Raw genomic sequence first — 17,481 nt, forward strand, 5'->3', positions numbered from 1 at the left:
AATTAATGATTTTAATCTTTCAGCAATTCATTTACGAGGGCCGGCACACCAACTGTAGCTTTTTCCTGGATTTTAATTACAGGCCCTTTAACATTTACCGAAGGGATATTGGGATCGATGATATATTTCGGCACCTCACGATCTACATAGCCGATAAGTCCTGCGGCCGGATAAACAGCAAGGGACGAACCGACAAGCATAAATACATCAGCCCCTACACATATCGCAGCTGCATGTTCTATCATTGGCACAGGCTCGCCAAACCACACTACATGTGCACGCAATTGCGAGCCTAATTCACAAAGCTCGCCCATTTTAATTTCCCAGCCGTCAATAGGGTAAGTAAGCTCGGGTTTTACGCTTGATTGCGAACGGGTAATAATACCGTGCAAATGCACCACATTAGTTGATCCAGCCCTTTCATGCAGGTCATCTATATTTTGAGTAATGATGGTTACCGTATACTTTTCTTCGAGCGCAGCAAGTGCATAGTGGGCCGCATTAGGTTTTGCTTCCAATACAGATTTACGGCGCTCGTTATAAAATTGCTGCACCCTAACCGGGTTATGTTCCCAGGCTTCGGGTGTGGCTACATCTTCAATATTGTAACCCTCCCAAAGGCCATCGCTGTCCCTGAATGTTTTTAAGCCACTTTCAGCACTGATACCAGCTCCGGTCAATATTACTATGTTTTTCATTTTGATTTAAGTAGAAAGGCTGGTTAGGCCATAAAAAAAGCGGATCGTTTTTCAACAATCCGCTTTAAATTTAAATGCTTTTATATTATAAAGCCAATTGCTTTTTGTCCTGCAAAAAAGTGTACTTATTTTTCGCCAACTCAAAGCCGCCAAAAAGTATTGCACTAAATACTAATGTACCCAATGCCATATTTTTCTCAAACGGAATTGCCTTGACCAATGACTCGCCATACCCAGCCAAAGTATGCGGATAAGCTGTACCATATAACCATGGCAGATCAGTAATTAACCAGTGAATCAAAACTGTAGCGATTGAGCCTAAAAGCACACTAACAACATTTACCCTTTCAAGCATAGTACCAACAAGTACCATGAATGCAAAGCATAGGTAAACCCAGACTGCTCCACCATACCATAAAGTTAACTTTGAAGTATACAGGTAATTGATTATGATATCGGTTGAAAACAGCGTAAGCAACACTGTTGCATAACCTTTCCACTTTGAGGTAAAATAAGCACCGCCAAATAATGCAATAGCACCTACCGGATTGAAATTACTCAATTCTTTATACTTAAATGCTAAAAGCCTGAATGCGGCAGCAACCAGGATCATCAGGATCAGGAACAGGTTGCGGTTGGTGTTATCTTTTGCGGTCATGATTTTATATATGGCGTAAAATTACTTAATAATCCGAATAATAAGCAAACGCTATTTAATTTGATACCTGGCGCCAAGCATGAAGTTGATACCGCGTGTGTTATATCCTAACCAGTCTACGTACTTAGTATCCAAAACGTTGTTCAAGTCACCAAAAACATTTAAATTTTTAGTTGCCTTGTATTCCAGATGCAAATCTACCAGGTTATAATGTTTCAACGTGATCACACGTGAAGGATAAGTTGAAAAATCCTGATCGGTACGGCTACCTGTATATTTGTAGTTAACGCCTACCTCGAAATCACTTAAAACATCATAGCTGATATTGGCCCCAAAAGTGCTCTTAGGCCTGCGGTAAAGGTTACTGGTTTGAACTCCGGCTTCATCGGTAAGTTTACCTGTTACATAAGCGTAATACGCAGATGCATGTATTTTGCTGTCGCGATATTTTAACTCAGTTTCAAAGCCTTTATCTTTTTGCTCTTGACCGTTTTTATAGAAAGAAGCGTACGGCGGCTGCGATTCAGAGAAAAAGTAAATTACATCTTTAGTATTACGCTTGAAAAACTGCGTATTGAATGACAATGTATTTTTAACAATTTCCCAATCAAAACCTGCTTCGTATGATGTGGTAATCTCGGGATTTAATTTAGGATTGCCATATTGCGAAAACAACTGATATAGCGAAGGCGACCTGAACGCTGAAGCTATTGTACCGAAAACTTTAAACTGATCGGCAAGGTATAAAGATGGATTGATGGTGTAGGTAAACTTATCGCCATATTTGCTATGGTTATTGTACCTGCCGCCTAACTCCATATGAAAGATATCGTATTTAAAAAACAACGATGTATAAGCGCTGAAGATGTTATTAGCAGCATCGCCGGCTTTAATAATGCTTGGCACACCCGGATAAGCTGTCGACTCATACAAGCTGTACTGGCTTGTGTTGCTGTATTTAAAGGCCGCGCCGCTGGTAATATCAAAATACTTATTCAATTCATAATTAAACACAGCTTCGGCATTGGTTATACGTCCTGTATTTTTTGTAACCTGGTGGGTTCCGCCATTGTCAGACGGAAGGTTGGTGAAATCATTTTGAACCGTATTTTGCGACAGGTTCACGTTGAGGTTACCTTTAGGCAAAATCAGTTTTGCACCTACGCCACCAAATAAAAATGTGTTTTTATACGTGTAATCGTTATCATTAGTAAAAGCACCATAAGGCAGGTCGCCGGTGTTGTGGCTTACCTGCAGGTTTCCATTAAGAATAAATTTAGATGAGACATTTTGGCTCAGGTTCACACTGGCCGAACGTTGGTGAAAACCATCTTTCTTAAAATCGCCTTTGCCAGTGGTATCTGTAGCCGCGGCAAAGCCTTTTGAATCGGTATTTGACAGGTTAATGGCTATGCCTGTATTTTTCACCTGTCCAATTAATGAGGCCGACTCTTTAAACGTATTATAGCTGCCGCCTGTTAACTGCAAACCACCGGTCAATCCCTGTTGTTTAGCTTTTTTTGTGATGATATTAATAACGCCTGCTACAGCATCAGAACCATAAAGCGTTGAACCACTTCCTTTCAAAATCTCGATATGATCTATCAAATCCACCGAAAGGGCATTAAGATCATAGCTGCCGTCTATACCGGATGCGTTATTTACCGGGAAGCCATCAACCAGGATAAGGGTATTGCCAGTTGAAGCTCCGCGTAGGAAAACCGATGTGCTGATACCGGGGGCATTATTTGCACCTGAAAAAGTTATACCGGCAACCGTATTTAATAATTGAGGTAATGATTTACCCTGCGATTTATTGATTTTATCTGCAGAGATTATTGTAACAACGCGGCCAATGTCTGACAGTTTTTTAGGCGAACGGCTTGCAGTTACTACTACCGTATTGAGTGTGCGTGTGGTATCCTGTGCATATGCTGCTGAGGTAGATAAACCAACAGCTAACAAACCGAATCCCAAAGTAATTTTAGCGTACTTTTTTTCCATGTATGATTGATATGTGTAAAATAATAATGCAGCCTTAATAGCATACACGGAAATGAATAAAATGAAAACACGCCAAACGAAGAGCATTCACATTCAAGCTTCAATCCCCGAAAGCTATGAATAACATATAACGCCTTGGCAGGTCTTCTGACTTGCTCCCCTTTTGCCTGGCCTTCCCCCCTGTTTACAGAAAGTGACTTTATAGATTTGGCAACGGTTATGGAACTTACAGCTGCGGGACAGTTACGGATTTACACCGTATTCCCTTTTAATTCATTAAGCAAATAATGAAACCTAAAGCGCTGCAAAAGTACAATAAGTATCCGTTAACCTCAAATTACATAACTATATTTATCATGATGAAATATCTCTGTATTTTACTGCTGATCATGAGCACACTTAACGGTTTTGCCCAACAACCCGATACCGTTTTTCTGAAGGGCTTATTACATGAACATCCTGAATTATTTTCAGGTATCCTAAACCACCCCACACAAAATGAAGTACAGATACTATACACCCGGATAGACAGGGATAGAAACAATATTCCTCACTTTACCTCATACAGTTATCGCGTTAATGCGCATCATTATTTTTATCCAGCAAGCACAGTAAAACTCCCTGCAGCCATATTTGCCCTTGAAAAGTTGAATGAGCTGAAGGTGCAAGGTTTAAACCCCAAGTCGGTGATGATTACAGATAGTTCATTTGCCGGCCAAACCAAGGTACGTGTGGACACATCATCTGCAACAGGTCTCCCATCTATTGAAAACTACATTAAAAAAATCTTACTGGTGAGCGATAACGATGCGTACAACCGCCTGTACGAATTTGTTGGCCGGGCGGAGATCAATCAAAAACTAAAAAAATATCACCTTAATAACACTCGTATTGTAGGCAGGCTGGCTATTGGCGATGCGGGAGAAAGTACCCAGCACACCAACCCTATCAATTTTTACAACGACGATAAATTGGTTTATCACAAGCCTACACTATATGATGCTTCAAACTATCCCATGAACCTGGAAAACATGCTTCAGGGCAAAGCCTACTTAGATAGCAGCGACCGGCTTGTGAATAAACCGCTTGACTTTTCTGAAAAGAACGTTTATGCCCTCGCCGATCAGCAGATGGTACTTAAAAGATTGTTATTTCCGGAAACTTTTCCTCAAAAACAACGCTTCAATTTAACTGCGGATGATTATCGCTTCATTTACCGTTACATGAGCACCTTCCCTACCGAAAACACCAAACCCACCTATAACCGCCCTGAATATTTCCCGGCTTATTGTAAGTTTTTGTTTTATGGCGGGGATAGTACAGCGGCTATTAACCCCAATATCAGGATTTTCAATAAAGTTGGCGACAGTTATGGTTATGATATTGATAATGCCTATATCGTAGATTTCAAAAATAAGGTAGAGTTTATACTCAGTGCTGTTGTACAGTCAAACGAAGATGGCGTACTGAATGATAATAAATATGAGTACGCCACTGTATGCCTGCCTTTCCTGAAAAACCTTGGCCAGGTAATATATCAATATGAGTTAAAACGTCCCAAAAAGCATCTACCCGATTTAACTAAATTTAAATTTAACTATAGTCAAAAGCAATAAAATTCACTTCGGGGAAACTTAGTAGCGCAAAGGGTGTTTTAAAAACGACAACTATTTAAAAACCTATGGCAACTACAATAGTAAAATATACCGACAACTACCCCGTGCTTTACGGCGACGACCGTATAAATCTGAATTGGCCCGAGCGTTTTACGTCTATAGCGGGAGGCATGAAACTCGGCTTTTCTGGCTTTAAAAACATTTTCAAGAACCCGTTTGCAAGCATTGTTAAGATAGGCGCAGGTGGCTACCTGTTAAACAGGGGCATCACAGGGCATTGTGAGCTTTACAAACGTATTGGTAAACTATCCACCAATCCCATAAACGTAAATATTCGTTCGTCGTTTATTGTGAATAAACCCCGGCAAAAGGTTTATGAATTTTGGCGCAAGCTGGATAACCTGCCCCTTTTTATGAAACACCTGGAAAGTGTGGAGGTCATCGACTCTAAATATTCACACTGGGTTTTGAAGCTTCCCAAAAATGTAGCTACAATCAGCTGGCATGCCGAAATTGTCCATGACGAACCTAATGAAGTGATCGGCTGGAGTTCGCTGTCTGATTCGATGATTAATAATGCGGGTAAAATTCGTTTTCAGGATACGGTTGACGGACAAGGTACCATTGTTGATGTGGTGATCAGTTATCAGCCCCCGGCAGGCGGTGTAGGCGCAGGCATAGCCAAAATACTAAACCCGGTATTCAAAAATATGGTTGATAAAGATATTCAGAACTTTAAACAGTATATGGATATCAATAACGATCCGGATGAGTTTGTTGAAGTAATTGTCGTCAAATAAAAAAATAACACCTTTACCCCAGGGCGCTCAGGTAATGCGAGCGCCTTTATATCTCACAACAATAGCATCATTTACGGGTGAATTTTGATTTGAGTTTTAGAAAACGCCGTTCATAAAGATAATACGATAATAAAGGGACAGTAATCAAACTCAATACATTGTAAGGAAATATGCTTAATAGCATTTTACTATCCCGGCCAGTAAATAACTGCTGCCATATGTATATGCCATACGATAGAATACCAATAAATGACAGAAATTTATTGTTTAACACCTTAAAAATCCAATCGTTTGCGGGTATGATATTGCTTAAAATTAAATAGCCAGTAATTACCGAAATCGCCAGGTTTACGTACAGTGATTTTAAGGTATAAAATTCGTCAAAGTGTAATCCAAACATTAATATTATAGCCAAAATATTGCCGGCTACCTTTGTTTGTTTGAGCCAAATTACCTTCAAAGTTTCTTTGGACGCCATCAACGCAAAAAAACAGCCGACACCAATTGATTGAAACTTTATAAAATAGTGAGTAAAACCGTAAATAATGCCACGATTCAAAACGGGAACAAACTGTTGCACTGTACACAATAGCGGCAATGTGAATACAATGCTGATAATGATATAATAAAATGCAGTTCTGTTGATCTTTAAAATAAAAGGAAAAAGGAGATAAAATTGTTCTTCAACCGATAATGACCAATAGTGACTGAAGTAATAAGTGAAATCATGGCTGCGGAAATAGCTAAAATTCATTAGATATAATGCAGAGCCAAAAAATTGAATCCAGGAAATGTTTAAACTGTAGAAATGGTTTAATAAAAACACCACTCCAATATATAAGTAGGCTAAAGGAAATATTCGCAAAAAACGCCTGATATAAAATTTTTTTAGCGATAAGCCACCTGTTACTTCTTTTTCTTTTAAACATAGGCTCGTAATTAAAAAACCACTTATTACAAAGAAAATGTTTACCCCCAACCCACCATTGAATATTGTAGTATAAAAATGATTATCAGATAACTGAAGGTGGTAAAATACAACCAGGATAATTGAAATGCCGCGAAATCCATTTAAGGAGTAATAATAGTTACTGCGCAATAAGCTGGATAAGACAGGCTGTCCCTCCTTGTGTGATGTCATACCGTAAAAATAGATACTCAAATAATTAAAACAAAAAAGGCCGCAAATTGCGGCCTCTCTCATGCATTACAATGCGATATTATTTTACTGCATCAACAACTGCTTTGAAAGCGTCTGGGTTGTTCATTGCTAAGTCGGCCAATACTTTACGGTTTAAACCGATTTCTTTAGCGGCTAATTTACCCATTAACTGAGAGTAAGAAATTCCGTGCTGACGGGCACCTGCGTTAATACGTTGGATCCATAAAGCCCTGAATTCTCTCTTTTTGGTTTTACGGTCGCGATAAGCGTATTGTAAACCTTTTTCAACTGTGTTTTTTGCAATGGTGTATACCTTGCTACGTGAACCCCAATAACCTTTGGCGAGGTTCATGATCCTTTTCCTGCGTCTTCTCGACGCTACTGCGTTAACTGAACGTGGCATCTTGTGTGTTTTTTGGTAGTGAGTGCCTGCATCTCGTGTGCCGGACTTAAAACTCTAATACCTGGTTTTAAAATTTGTGAATTACTTTCCGATACAAAGCATACGTTTTACGTTACCCATGTCGGCATCAGATACTAAGCTGGTTTGACCAAGGGCACGCTTACGTTTTGTCGACATCTTAGTTAAGATGTGGCTTTTGTATGCGTTTTTTCTTGCGATTTTACCTGTTCCAGTAAGCTTAAAGCGCTTTTTAGCACTGGAATTGGTTTTCATTTTTGGCATAACTCTATTTATTTGTGTTAGATATTAACGTTTCTCAACGTTTTATTTTCAAACCCCGATCTTGAGACCGAGGTTATTTAATTACTTTTTAGCTGCCTTTGGTGCAAGGGTTAAAAACATCCTTTTTCCTTCAAGCTTTGGTAACTGCTCCACTTTACCAACTTCTTCTAATGCCTGGGCAAAGCGAAGTAGTAAGATCTCGCCTTGTTCTTTGTAAACAATTGCACGACCTTTAAAGTGTACGTAAGCCCTTACCTTTTCGCCAGCTTCCAAAAACTTAATGGCATGCTTTAATTTAAACTCAAAGTCATGGTCATCAGTGTTAGGTCCGAAACGGATTTCTTTGATAACCGTTTGCTTGGCATTGCTTTTTATCTCTTTAAGCTTTTTCTTTTGCTCGTAAATAAACTTATTGTAATCAGTTACTTTACAAACCGGCGGTACGGCATTAGGAGATATTTCAACCAAATCCAATTCCTGCTCCTGCGCTATTGCAAGGGCATCTCTTAATGAGTAAACTCCCTGCTCAACGTTATCACCTACAAGGCGAACTTCCTGAGCCCTAATGAATTGGTTTATGTTATGTTCGGCTTCTTTTTTCTTAAAAGGAAGCCTTGGTCCTCTATTGAAAGGTTTGTTTAATGCCAAGTTATACTGTTATTTCTTTAATTATTTGTTCTTTAAAATCTTCTATGCTCATACTTCCCAAATCACCGGTACCGTGTTTACGTACAGAAACCAAGCCTTCGGCAGCTTCTTTTTCGCCCACAACCAGCATGTAAGGGATTTTTTTGACTTCAGCATCTCGTATCTTTCTGCCTATTTTCTCGTCCCTGAAGTCGATTAGCCCGCAAATATCGGAATCTTTTAATATATCAGAAACTTTTTTTGCATATTCTTCATATTTTTCTGATATGGGGAGTATAATGAACTGCTCGGGCGATAACCACAGCGGGAAATTACCGGCGCAATGCTCAATTAATACCGCTATAAAGCGTTCCATCGAACCAAACGGAGCCCTGTGGATCATTACCGGGCGGTGTTTTTGGTTATCGCTTCCAGTGTATTCCAGCTCAAAACGCTCGGGCAGGTTATAATCAACCTGGATAGTGCCCAATTGCCATTTACGGCCAAGGGCATCCTTCACCATAAAATCAAGCTTAGGGCCATAAAACGCAGCCTCACCTAATTCCACAACTGTAGTCAATCCTTTTTCGGCTGCAGCCTCAATGATAGCGCTTTCTGCCAGGGCCCAGTTTTCATCTGTGCCAATGTATTTTGCCCTGTTTTCAGGATCACGTAACGACACCTGCGCAGTGTAGTTTTCAAAGCCCAAAGCTTTAAATACATACAATACAAGGTCAATTACTTTTTTAAACTCATCCTTTACCTGGTCCGGACGGCAAAACAAGTGGGCATCATCCTGTGTAAAGCCACGCACACGGGTTAAACCATGCAACTCACCACTTTGCTCATAACGATACACAGTACCAAATTCAGCAAAACGAACCGGCAGATCTTTGTATGAACGCGGTTTTGTTTTATAGATCTCGCAGTGGTGAGGGCAGTTCATCGGCTTTAAGAAAAACTCCTCTCCTTCCTGCGGGGTCTTTATCGGCTGAAATGAATCAGCACCATATTTTTCGTAGTGACCTGATGTTACATACAGGTTTTTATGACCGATATGCGGAGTGATCACTTGCTCATAACCTGCCTTTACCTGTGCTTTTTGTAAAAAGTTCACAAGGCGTTCGCGCAATGCAGTTCCTTTAGGTAACCACAATGGCAAGCCCATGCCTACTTTTTCAGAAAAGGCGAACAGCTCCAGTTCCTTACCCAGTTTGCGGTGATCGCGCTTTTTAGCTTCTTCGATCATGTGCAGATATTCGGTAAGCTCGCTGGCTTTAGGGAAAGTAACGCCGTAAATACGGGTTAACTGCTTACGGGTTTCATCACCACGCCAGTATGCACCGGCAAGGCTCATCAGCTTAACCGCTTTTATAAAACCTGTGTTAGGGATGTGAGGCCCGCGGCACAAGTCGGTAAAATTACCTTGCGAATAAAAAGTAATAGCGCCATCAGGCAGGTCTTTGATCAGGTCAAGCTTGTACTCATCGCCTTTTTCTGTGAAATACTCAATAGCATCAGCCTTGCTCACCGGTTTGCGGATGTACTCCTCTTTAGTTTTAGCAAGTTCAATCATTTTATCCTCTATCTGCTTAAACTCGTCAGAAGATAAAACCTTGTCGCCAAAGTCAACATCGTAATAAAAACCTGTTTCAATAGCCGGACCGATACCAAATTTAGTACCCGGATAAAGGGCTTCCAAAGCTTCGGCCATTAAGTGGGCCGATGAATGCCAGAAAGTTGACTTGCCATCGGCATCATTCCAGGTTAATAATTTAACATGGGCATCCTGCTCAATGGGGCGACTTGCGTCCCAAACCTGGCCGTCAACTTCGGCTGCTAATACGTTACGCGCTAAGCCTTCAGAAATCGACTGGGCGATTTGCATGGAAGAGATCCCTTTGTCATACTGACGAACGGATCCATCGGGAAGTGTAATGTTAATCATCTACAACTATGATTTAAAGTTTTATAAAATTACGTTTAAACGGTCACCTACAAAGTGACCCTCATTTTGTGGGTACAAAAATAGAATTTTAAATAGCATTTAACATCAAAGCAGTTTCAAATTTTTGTTTGATAGGGATTTTCAGACTCACACCATAGAAAATAAAATGGGGCGTCTTCATTTTCATATAAATTGAAAATGAAGATGCCCCATCAGTTTATGTATTGAGCCTACTTAAAAGCCTCGTTCGACGGATTTGAATTAACAGATGTTTCTTTAACCTTAAATTCAATTGGTTGCCCAACCAGGATGGCCTTTACAGAGAACGGAATTTTAATACCTCCGTTTATTCCTTCGTAGTTACCAAACTCAACAGTCAGGTCATTTGCCCCTTCAATGGTTTGTTTAAGCTTCAGTCCTGTTTTTTGGCTGTAATAATTATGGATATGAATCTCGGTACCTATATTGATATCAACCTCGTAGGCAAGCTCGTTATTTACCACTCTTAAAATAGGCTGCAGCGTTATGTTTTGATTTATCCGTTCATAATCAAGTTCAGGAAACGGGCGGCTTTTAAGTTTGATCATTTTTTTAGCTGCATCATCAAGCTGTACATCCCTGTTAACCTGCCTTGCTTTTATGCTATCGCCATTAAGTGTTATATGCGACACAACAAGGTTATTATATGAGGGTACTATTGCTTCCTGGTAGTACTTATCAGGCATTTTATACCGGGTTACCAATTGCACATCAGCGCCTTGTATATTGCCAACTGCCGATGTTTGCAGATCGCGAATATTCTTGAGTTTGTCGGCACCGCCAATGGCATCTAAATACGCCTTGATCACAGTACTTGCAGTTGTGCCTTGTGGAATTGGAAGCCCGCTGTATGAATTATTTTCGGGGTTAACATCAGGTAAATTATGATCAGGATCGATGGTTGCATAAGCAATTTTCGAGGTCGATTTGTACGGGAAGGTCCAGGTATCGCCGCGCTGCCAGATCTCAGCCGGAAGTTTTACAATGCCGGTTTTTCCGTTCTCTTCTTTAATTGATATGGTAACCGGCAATGCCATTTCTTCCAGGTTTACAATGGTGATCATAGCACCTTTGGTGGCATCATTATCAGGATATGAAATATCCTTTATACCCTGATCAACTTTCCAGGTGGTGAAAAACCATTCGTTCCAAAACCAGCTCAGGTCCTCACCTGCGGCATTATCCATCGTATGGAAAAAATCCCAAGGAGTTGGGTGTTTAAACGCCCATCGTTTGATATAGGTTTTAAATGCATAATCAAAACGTTCTTCACCTAAGATCTGTTCTCGTAAAATAGTTAATCCTAACGCCGGTTTTTCATAAGCAGCAACTGCTAAAAAATCCTCCTGTATCACATCGGGCGTGTTCATAATAGCCTCAGCACCTGGGCTAAATAAATAAGCGGCACTTTTTTGCTGATCGGGCTTTTCATAGTATTCACCCTTGTTAAATACCTTGGTATCAACATTATTTAAAAAGGTGTTAAAACCCTCGTCCATCCAGGCGTATTTACGCTCATTTGATCCAACAATCATCGGGAACCAATTATGACCAAACTCATGATTGGTAACTTCCCACAAACCTCCGTTTTGATTATTTGAGCCACAAAATACTATACCCGGGTACTCCATCCCTCCTACTATACCGGCCACATTAGTAGCTACAGGATAAGTATATTCAAACCATTTATCACTATACAATTCAATGGCGGCTTTAACATATTCGGTTGAGCGGCCGTACGAATTATTCCCTTTAGCCTCAACTGGATAAACTGATTGTGCAAGAGCTTTTTTACCACTCGGCAAATTGATCCGCGCAGCATCCCAAATGAATGCTTTTGACGCAGCCCAGGCCACATCACGGGCGTTTTTACACATAAAATGCCAGGTAAGCGTCGGCTTTTTCGGGTAATCGTTATTACGTAAAATATCAGTCGAATCTTTGATGATAACTGTTTTATCACTCTTACGGGCTTCGGCCAAGCGGTTTATCGAGGTAGGTGATAATACTTCAGCAGGGTTAAGCAGTTCGCCCGATCCTGCTACAACCAAACTTGCAGGCGCGGTAATAGTATAATCAAAATTGCCGTACTCCAGGTAAAACTCGCTTGCACCAAGATATGGTATGGTGTTCCATCCGGTTACATCGTCGTAAACTTCCATGCGTGGGTACCACTGCGCAATTTCATAGATCCAGCCATTTTTAGTATGCTGACGGCCCATTCTGTCGGTACCATATTCGGGAATATCAAAACCATAATCTATTTTGATCTGCAATTTGCTCCCTGCCGCGCGTAACGAATCTTTAAGCTTGATCTGCATACGGGTGTCAGTGATCAGGTAATCGGCTTTCAGCGTTTTGCCTTTATTAATGATATAAACCGATTTTATTTCGGCACCCTTTGTATATGATTTATTTGCGAACCTTCCACCCGAAACATTGCTTGTAGCTTCGGCGCGTGAATCCTCTTTATAGATATTCTGATCTACCTGGAGCCATAAAAAGCCAAGCGCATCCGGGCTGTTATTAGTGTAAGTAATCAAAGTACTGCCCTCTATCCGGTGTTTAGCGGTATCAAGCGTAACATCAAGCTTATAATCGGCCCGGTTTTGCCAGTATTTTGGACCTGGAGCACCACTGGCCGTCCTGAACTCACCGCCCCTTTCAGGGTAAAATATAGGGTTAAATACTTTATGCTGATCATACTTAGGTGCTGCCTGATCTGCATTTTGTGCTTTTACTTCACCGGCATAAATGCCTAAAACCAATAACAACGCGGCTTTGTAGAATTTCATTAACTGTGTTTTAATTGTGAGGGAAAGATATTAAAATATATTTGACTTGAAACGTAATTGCTTGGTTACGTAGTATCAGGCTCATTTGTTTATAACAATTACTAGTAAACTATTTTGCTAAAATGACCGTTGATACATTGTTGCAAATCAATCCCTATTTTTTATATTTTTGCGGATGATTTACGGCACATACAGTCGTTGATCGCAGCCCTAATAAATGGATATATCAGTTGTAGTACCTCTTTACGATGAAGTAGAGTCGTTACCCGAATTAACCACATGGATTAGCCGGGTAATGGACGAAAACCGTTTTACTTACGAGATAATTTTGGTTGACGATGGCAGCAAGGACGGATCATGGGAAATGATCAGGAAACTGCAAACCGGTAATCCCTTTATCAAAGGCATTAAATTCAGGCGTAATTATGGTAAATCTGCAGCCCTTAATACAGGTTTTATTGCTGCAAAAGGCAATGTGGTGATTACCATGGACGCCGATTTGCAGGATAGCCCGGATGAGATCCCAGAACTTTACCGCCGGATAATTGAAGAGAAATATGACCTTGTTTCGGGTTGGAAAGCAAAAAGGCACGATCCGCTGAGCAAAACTATACCTACTAAACTATTCAACGCGGCAACCCGCCGTATGAGTGGCATCCATAACCTGCATGATTTTAATTGCGGTTTAAAAGCCTATCGTAATGTTGTAGTTAAAAACATTGAGATTTATGGCGAAATGCACCGTTATATCCCGGTGCTGGCGAAGTGGGCAGGTTTTACCAAAATTGGCGAACAGGTTGTTGAGCACCGCCCCCGCAAATATGGCAAAACCAAGTTTGGCTTAAGCCGGTTTATCAATGGCTTTCTCGATCTGCTTTCGATATTCTTTGTAGGTAAATTTGGCAAGCGTCCGATGCACTTTTTTGGTACGCTGGGCACATTAAGCTTTTTTACGGGTTTGGTTATGGCCATCTGGATAATTTGGGAAAAGCTTTACAATATAGCACACAATCTAAAATACAGGGATGTAACCACGAGCCCGTTATTTTATATAGCACTGGTAGCCATTATATTGGGCTCGCAATTGTTTTTAACGGGCTTTGTTGCCGAGCTTGTATCGCGCAGCGCAAGCGAACGCAATCATTACCAAATTGAGGAAACAATTTAATTAGATTTGAGATGTTAGATATGAGATTTGAGACTTTTTGAATACTTGCCTCCTGTCTCATATCTAACATCTCAAATCTCACATCTATTCTAAAAACATGTTTTTTTCCATCATCATTCCTTTATATAACCGACCGCAGGAAATAAAAGAACTGCTGGAAAGCCTCACCTTGCAAACCTATCACAATTTTGAGGTTTTGGTTATTGAAGATGGTTCTGTAAATGATGCTGAAGCCATAGTAAATACCTTTACCGATAAACTTAACCTGCGTTATTTTAAAAAACAGAATGAAGGCCAGGGTTTTGCACGTAACTTTGGTTTTGAGCGTGCCAAAGGCGATTACTTTGTAATTTTTGATTCAGACTGCCTGATCCCTCCTGCTTACCTGCAAATTGTTAATGATTCGTTAGCGGCAAATTACCTTGATGCCTACGGCGGACCCGATGGTGCACATGAATCTTTTACTCCTACACAAAAAGCCATAAGCTATTCTATGACCTCCCCTTTTACTACCGGAGGCATTCGTGGTAATAAAAAAGGTATAGGGCAGTTTCACCCGCGTAGTTTTAACATGGGTGTTTCAAGGCAGGCCTGGGAAAAAGCAGGTGGTTTTATTATTACCCGTCTTGGTGAAGATATTGAATACAGTATCAGGATCCATTCACTAGGCTTTAAAATTGGGTTGATTCCCGACGCTATTGTTTACCATAAACGGCGTACTAACTTTTACCAGTTTTATAAGCAACTGCACTTTTTTGGGAGGGCCCGCATCAACATATCTAAGTTTTTTCCTCAAGAGTTAAAGCTGGTACATTTTTTTCCGGCTGCTTTTACAGTGGGTGTTATCCTTACTATTATTCTAAACCTATTTGGCTCTGTTTTAGCACCTGTAGGTAATTTTATACTGTTGATTTTCACTTTGTTAATTTTTTTCCATGCCTGGTGGAAAAATAAATCGGTAAAAATCGCATTTTTGAGCATTATAGCTGCCTTCACACAACTTATTGCCTACGGGTTAGGATTTATACAGGATTTTTGGAAGCGGAAAGTTTTAAGTAGATCATAAGCAATATGTACCACCCCTTTTCTGTAGCGGAGACCATTAAAACCGCATGGAATATTTTAAAGAAGAATTTTGCCATAATCTCGGTCTATTCGGTAGTTGCCATGATATTTGTGTTCATATCAGGCTTTGCCGTATTTTATTTTGATGATAATGCAATGGTGAGTTCTATTGGCTTTGTTGTGTTACTGGTTGAAATAACTTTCATATTCTTAGCATTTATAAAGCTGGTATTCAGATTAATGGACAAAGAATACTATGATTTTGATTTTAGCGAGATCATTCCTAAAATCAGGATGCTGGTAAGCTATCTTACGTTACTAGTACTGGTGAGTACATTAGCCGTTTTTGCAACCCACCTGGTTGAAGGTTTAAAAGAGGGTTTCGCCCAGGATTTTTTCAAATTTATTATCGGACTTGTCGTTCAGTTTTTTTTTCTGTTCTATTTTCCTATTTGCACCTGTTTCATTGTTGATGACGCGTCGGGGCCGATAGAATCAGTACAACAAAGCTTTTATTTGATAAAGGGGAATTTTTTAAAATATTTCTTGATCTTCATTATAATCGAAATATTGATGCTGGTTGCAGCAATTACCGTTGTAGGGTTAATAATAGCTATTCCATTTGCTAACATAATTTTAATGGCAGCCTATCGCAAACTGGTTTATAGCCACCTTGATGTGGATGATGACCTATCTGAAACCAATTAAAAATGGGATTTAAATCTGCATTAAGTAAAGTATTTGCTGCCTTTGTTAATCGGGAATTAAATAAGGTCCGTAAAAACGCGGTTGCATTTCAGCAAAAGGCATTTACAGATCTGGTGCATGTGGCCAAAGACACCAGTTTTGGTAAAGATCATCAGTTTGAAAAGATCAACAACTACGAGGATTTTAAGCGATTGGTGCCTGTACATGACTATGAAGACCTTCGCCCCTATATCGACCGAGTGGTTAATGGCGAGGAGGATGTGCTATGGCCCGGCAAACCTGCTTATCTCGCCAAAACATCCGGTACAACATCCGGTGTAAAATATATCCCCATCTCTAAAGAAAGCATGCCAGAGCATATCAAAGCGGCACGTAATGCTTTGCTAAGCTATATCCACGAAACCGGTAACGCTGATTTTGTTGATGGCAAATTGATATTTTTGCAGGGCAGTCCCATTTTAGCCGAAAAGCATGGCATTTCAACAGGCAGGCTTTCGGGCATAGTTGCACATCATGTTCCGGCTTATCTGCAAAAAAATCGCCTGCCGAGCTATGAAACCAACTGCATAGAAGACTGGGAACAAAAAGTTGATGCCATTGTAGACGAAACTTTTAATGAAGATATGCGCCTCATCAGCGGGATCCCTCCCTGGTGCCAGATGTATTTCGACAGGCTTTCGGCTAAAGCAGGTGGTAAAAAGATAAAAGACATTTTCCCAAACTTTAAGCTTTATGTTTACGGAGGGGTTAACTATGAGCCTTACCGCGCCCGTATTGAGGAAAGTATCGGTTTCAAGATCGATTCGATAGAAACCTACCCGGCATCCGAAGGCTTTATCGCGTTCCAGGATTCGCAAAAAGAAAAAGGCCTTTTATTATTAGTTGATTCTGGGATCTTCTACGAGTTTATCCCATCCGATGAGTATTTTAATGAAAGCCCAACCCGCATTAATATTAAAGATGTAGAGTTGAATAGAAACTACGCGCTCATCATGAACACCAGCGCTGGTTTATGGGGATATAGCATTGGCGATACGATTAAATTTATTTCAAAAGATCCGTATCGTATTGTCGTAACCGGCCGTATCAAGCACTATATATCGGCCTTTGGCGAACATGTTATAGGCGAAGAAGTGGAGCATGCATTAATGAGTGTGGCTAAAGAAGAAGGCATTGACGTAGTTGAATTTACCGTTGCACCCCAGGTTAACCCGGCAGCGGGGCAATTACCTTACCATGAATGGTTTATTGAGTTTGGTACAGCCCCTGACAATCTTCAGGCTTTCGCCATAAAAGTGGACAAAGCGTTGCAGAATAAAAATATTTACTATTTTGACCTGATTGAAGGTAACATTTTGCAACCTTTGGTGATCCAAAGCCTGCAAAAAGATGCTTTTATAAATTATATGCGTTCGGAAGGCAAGCTTGGCGGGCAAAACAAAGTACCAAGGCTATCAAACGACAGGAAGATTGCCGAAGGATTAAAGAGTTTTATAAAATAAAGATAA

Annotated in this window: 15 protein-coding genes and 1 riboswitch; of the genes, 6 read left to right on the forward strand and 9 right to left on the reverse strand. The window is 40.3% G+C overall.

The features are described 5' to 3' along the window. Positions 1–11: 11 nt before the first annotated feature. The 3 genes from BLS28_RS08555 to BLS28_RS08565 all read right to left on the reverse strand — a co-directional run bounded on the left by BLS28_RS08555 (position 12) and on the right by BLS28_RS08565 (position 3,360). Positions 12–698 carry an SIR2 family NAD-dependent protein deacylase gene (locus tag BLS28_RS08555; RefSeq protein WP_091164694.1) on the reverse strand — a complete coding sequence of 229 codons (687 nt, stop codon included), beginning with the start codon at positions 696–698 and terminating at the stop codon, positions 12–14. 85 nt (positions 699–783) lie between these two features. Beyond that, complete coding sequence (locus BLS28_RS08560) at positions 784–1,356, reverse strand: DUF6580 family putative transport protein (protein ID WP_091164698.1); 573 nt, start codon at positions 1,354–1,356, stop codon at positions 784–786. A gap of 51 nt (positions 1,357–1,407) precedes the next feature. Then, positions 1,408–3,360 carry a TonB-dependent receptor plug domain-containing protein gene (locus BLS28_RS08565; protein WP_176844409.1) on the reverse strand — a complete coding sequence of 651 codons (1,953 nt, stop codon included), beginning with the start codon at positions 3,358–3,360 and terminating at the stop codon, positions 1,408–1,410. A gap of 120 nt (positions 3,361–3,480) precedes the next feature. After that, positions 3,481–3,674, reverse strand: a riboswitch (cobalamin riboswitch). 42 nt (positions 3,675–3,716) lie between these two features. Between BLS28_RS08565 and BLS28_RS08570 the strand changes: the two genes are divergently transcribed. After that, entirely contained in the window at positions 3,717–4,976 is a 1,260-nt protein-coding gene (locus BLS28_RS08570) for a serine hydrolase (protein ID WP_256337378.1), read from the forward strand. 65 nt (positions 4,977–5,041) lie between these two features. Continuing rightward, positions 5,042–5,776 carry an SRPBCC family protein gene (locus BLS28_RS08575; RefSeq protein WP_091164707.1) on the forward strand — a complete coding sequence of 245 codons (735 nt, stop codon included), beginning with the start codon at positions 5,042–5,044 and terminating at the stop codon, positions 5,774–5,776. A gap of 67 nt (positions 5,777–5,843) precedes the next feature. Here BLS28_RS08575 and BLS28_RS08580 read toward each other — a convergent pair whose 3' ends face one another. From BLS28_RS08580 to BLS28_RS31315, 6 genes are all read right to left on the reverse strand, one after another. Next, positions 5,844–6,938 (reverse strand): acyltransferase family protein, encoded by a 1,095-nt coding sequence (locus BLS28_RS08580; RefSeq protein WP_176844410.1) that lies wholly within the window; start codon positions 6,936–6,938, stop codon positions 5,844–5,846. A gap of 58 nt (positions 6,939–6,996) precedes the next feature. Further along, positions 6,997–7,341 carry a 50S ribosomal protein L20 gene (rplT, locus tag BLS28_RS08585; protein ID WP_022829871.1) on the reverse strand — a complete coding sequence of 115 codons (345 nt, stop codon included), beginning with the start codon at positions 7,339–7,341 and terminating at the stop codon, positions 6,997–6,999. Positions 7,342–7,422: 81 nt separating this feature from the next. Further along, a complete protein-coding gene (gene rpmI, locus BLS28_RS08590) occupies positions 7,423–7,623 on the reverse strand; it encodes a 50S ribosomal protein L35 (protein ID WP_090525627.1) in 201 nt (66 codons plus the stop codon). An 81-nt stretch (positions 7,624–7,704) separates the two neighbouring features. Then, complete coding sequence (infC, locus tag BLS28_RS08595) at positions 7,705–8,271, reverse strand: translation initiation factor IF-3 (protein ID WP_090525629.1); 567 nt, start codon at positions 8,269–8,271, stop codon at positions 7,705–7,707. A gap of 1 nt (position 8,272) precedes the next feature. Then, positions 8,273–10,198 (reverse strand): threonine--tRNA ligase, encoded by a 1,926-nt coding sequence (gene thrS / locus BLS28_RS08600; RefSeq protein WP_091164716.1) that lies wholly within the window; start codon positions 10,196–10,198, stop codon positions 8,273–8,275. 230 nt (positions 10,199–10,428) lie between these two features. Then, positions 10,429–13,032: a M1 family metallopeptidase gene (locus BLS28_RS31315; RefSeq protein ID WP_176844411.1), complete on the reverse strand. Its 2,604-nt coding sequence runs from the start codon at positions 13,030–13,032 to the stop codon at positions 10,429–10,431. A gap of 217 nt (positions 13,033–13,249) precedes the next feature. On the opposite strand from BLS28_RS31315, the gene BLS28_RS08610 reads away from it, so the two are divergent. From BLS28_RS08610 to BLS28_RS08625, 4 genes are all read left to right on the forward strand, one after another. Then, positions 13,250–14,200 carry a glycosyltransferase family 2 protein gene (locus BLS28_RS08610; protein WP_091164720.1) on the forward strand — a complete coding sequence of 317 codons (951 nt, stop codon included), beginning with the start codon at positions 13,250–13,252 and terminating at the stop codon, positions 14,198–14,200. Between the two features lie 97 nt (positions 14,201–14,297). Then, positions 14,298–15,266: a glycosyltransferase family 2 protein gene (locus BLS28_RS08615; RefSeq protein ID WP_091164724.1), complete on the forward strand. Its 969-nt coding sequence runs from the start codon at positions 14,298–14,300 to the stop codon at positions 15,264–15,266. 5 nt (positions 15,267–15,271) lie between these two features. Then, a complete protein-coding gene (locus tag BLS28_RS08620) occupies positions 15,272–15,973 on the forward strand; it encodes a hypothetical protein (protein WP_091164727.1) in 702 nt (233 codons plus the stop codon). A gap of 2 nt (positions 15,974–15,975) precedes the next feature. Next, positions 15,976–17,475, forward strand: a complete 1,500-nt coding sequence (locus tag BLS28_RS08625; RefSeq protein ID WP_091164731.1) for a GH3 auxin-responsive promoter family protein — start codon at positions 15,976–15,978, stop codon at positions 17,473–17,475. The last annotated feature ends 6 nt before the right edge of the window (positions 17,476–17,481 follow it).

The organism is Mucilaginibacter gossypii, assembly GCF_900100945.1.
GTDB lineage: Bacteria > Bacteroidota > Bacteroidia > Sphingobacteriales > Sphingobacteriaceae > Mucilaginibacter > Mucilaginibacter gossypii.

Bases quoted from the DNA above. Each gene is read 5' to 3' on its own strand.
- BLS28_RS31315 (WP_176844411.1), bottom strand. From the start codon at position 13,032: ATGAAATTCTACAAAGCCGCGTTGTTATTGGTTTTAGGCATTTATGCC.
- BLS28_RS08615 (WP_091164724.1), top strand. From the start codon at position 14,298: ATGTTTTTTTCCATCATCATTCCTTTATATAACCGACCGCAGGAAATA.
- rplT (WP_022829871.1), bottom strand. From the start codon at position 7,341: ATGCCACGTTCAGTTAACGCAGTAGCGTCGAGAAGACGCAGGAAAAGG.
- BLS28_RS08570 (WP_256337378.1), top strand. From the start codon at position 3,717: ATGATGAAATATCTCTGTATTTTACTGCTGATCATGAGCACACTTAAC.
- BLS28_RS08610 (WP_091164720.1), top strand. From the start codon at position 13,250: ATGGATATATCAGTTGTAGTACCTCTTTACGATGAAGTAGAGTCGTTA.
- BLS28_RS08555 (WP_091164694.1), bottom strand. From the start codon at position 698: ATGAAAAACATAGTAATATTGACCGGAGCTGGTATCAGTGCTGAAAGT.
- thrS (WP_091164716.1), bottom strand. From the start codon at position 10,198: ATGATTAACATTACACTTCCCGATGGATCCGTTCGTCAGTATGACAAA.
- BLS28_RS08565 (WP_176844409.1), bottom strand. From the start codon at position 3,360: ATGGAAAAAAAGTACGCTAAAATTACTTTGGGATTCGGTTTGTTAGCT.
- BLS28_RS08625 (WP_091164731.1), top strand. From the start codon at position 15,976: ATGGGATTTAAATCTGCATTAAGTAAAGTATTTGCTGCCTTTGTTAAT.
- rpmI (WP_090525627.1), bottom strand. From the start codon at position 7,623: ATGCCAAAAATGAAAACCAATTCCAGTGCTAAAAAGCGCTTTAAGCTT.
- BLS28_RS08620 (WP_091164727.1), top strand. From the start codon at position 15,272: ATGTACCACCCCTTTTCTGTAGCGGAGACCATTAAAACCGCATGGAAT.
- BLS28_RS08575 (WP_091164707.1), top strand. From the start codon at position 5,042: ATGGCAACTACAATAGTAAAATATACCGACAACTACCCCGTGCTTTAC.
- BLS28_RS08560 (WP_091164698.1), bottom strand. From the start codon at position 1,356: ATGACCGCAAAAGATAACACCAACCGCAACCTGTTCCTGATCCTGATG.